Source organism: Arcicella sp. LKC2W, from assembly GCF_034931005.1.
Taxonomy (GTDB): Bacteria; Bacteroidota; Bacteroidia; order Cytophagales; family Spirosomataceae; genus Arcicella.
In genome coordinates, this window is record NZ_JAYGIN010000067.1 from 1 (window position 1) to 1,479 (window position 1,479).

Here is a 1,479-nt window from a genome sequence, read left to right on the forward strand (position 1 = left end):
CTTTGTTTAACGTGAAAGAAAACAAAGCAGAATAGTCTATAAATGGGTACTCTTCCTAACGAAGTCGATGATTTGCAAAACAAATCATACGCTATCAATGACTGTTTGACTACTATTCCGTGCCAGGCTTGCCAACGAACTGTGGGTATCAATGTGGGTGCGGCTTTTGCTCTTTGTTTTCGTAGTAGTAACGTTTCGGTTGCATAAACCCTTTTATATCAGGGGCTTGCCACAATACTATGTTAGCTGATGTATTTCTTGTTGTCGTCATAGTATTTTATCCCAAAATTCAATTCTCTTTTTACACTCGGTGATACAATATGTTTTTTGCATTCTAACGCTTGTTTTCTATTCAAAGTTGAAGAACCAAGGTCAAGTAGTAGTCCGTCTCTACACCTCATGTCGCCACATTTAATATCTTTGTCTGTTTTCAAAACTTCGATTAATGTTCGTTCAAAGTCGGACTGCATAATTTTGATTGGTCTTTGTTCTCTATAATGTAAAACGTATAAATCGGCTTTTGCTGATTCAGTTTCTTCTAAAACTCTTGGATAAACTTGTAAATAACTGTCAATTTCGTCCAAGGAAAGTTTATGGGCTGTGCAACGAAGTACAGAAATAGATGCCGTTTTCTCAAAATACTTATCTTCTAATAGTCCAAAGGCTTTTGCTACTCCATTTGTATTTGCATATCCCTCAATAAGTTTATATTTATATGCTTCAATCCCGTATCTCGGAAACTTACCAAGTTTTGAAGGTTTCGTCCGTTCCTTAAATCTTAAAATGTCGCCTTTTTTTGCAAAATATTCTAAAATGTGTCGGTGAGCAACATATCGGGCTGGTCCGCTGTCCTCGTCTGGTATTTCCGCTGTAATTTTTTCTGCTAAACTTAAATTGTCTTGGTCAATTGAATATTTTACTAATTCAATTTTACGCCAATTTTTGGTATAGTAATTCTCAATTTTATTAATGAGATTGTTAGCAAGTTCAAGGTCAATTGCTTTTGTTTCAATGTAACTCATCAACATAGATTCAAGGAAGCAAAATTTATTATAGTTATTCGGTAGTTCTCTTTCAAGTGCTTTTTGTAGGGAAGTTTCATCAGAAATTAACAGAAATGCAGTTCTAACATCTTCATTGATGTTAAAGTCAAAAGAAGAAAGTTTATCTGTCGCATTGATGGTTTTTACAAAAAAGTTAAGTAGTTCTTGGGTTGTCATTTCGATGTTTTAATATATCAGCTAACGCTGAATGTTTATGCAGGATAGGGAATAGAATTCCGTCCGCTCAATTACTTATTAATCTCTAATTATTAACTGATGGTGAATAACTTACATCCGCCTATCTTGTATAAATATAGTGTTGAACGAAACCTGCGGTAGCTTCTCGTTATTCAAACTTCTGGCGGTCAAACATTTGTGCTAAATATTTCCTACATTTAGCAATTCAATATTAAACGATAATTGTACCATGACAAAA

The 1,479-nt window shown here is 34.3% G+C and carries 2 protein-coding genes; one reads left to right on the forward strand and one right to left on the reverse strand.

Features of this window, described 5'->3' with window-relative positions; all coding sequences use genetic code 11:
- Positions 1 to 42 precede the first annotated feature (42 nt).
- Complete coding sequence (locus VB796_RS23680; RefSeq protein ID WP_323349069.1) at positions 43 to 207, forward strand: hypothetical protein; 165 nt, start codon at positions 43 to 45, stop codon at positions 205 to 207.
- Between the two features lie 35 nt (positions 208 to 242).
- On the opposite strand, the gene VB796_RS23685 is transcribed toward VB796_RS23680, so the two are convergent.
- On the reverse strand, positions 243 to 1,220 hold the full coding sequence (locus tag VB796_RS23685; RefSeq protein ID WP_323349070.1) for a hypothetical protein: 978 nt from the start codon (positions 1,218 to 1,220) through the stop codon (positions 243 to 245).
- Positions 1,221 to 1,479: the final 259 nt, after the last annotated feature.

Excerpts from the sequence above, each read along its gene's own strand:
- VB796_RS23685 (WP_323349070.1), bottom strand. The coding sequence starts at position 1,220 with ATGACAACCCAAGAACTACTTAACTTTTTTGTAAAAACCATCAATGCG.
- VB796_RS23680 (WP_323349069.1), top strand. The coding sequence starts at position 43 with ATGGGTACTCTTCCTAACGAAGTCGATGATTTGCAAAACAAATCATAC.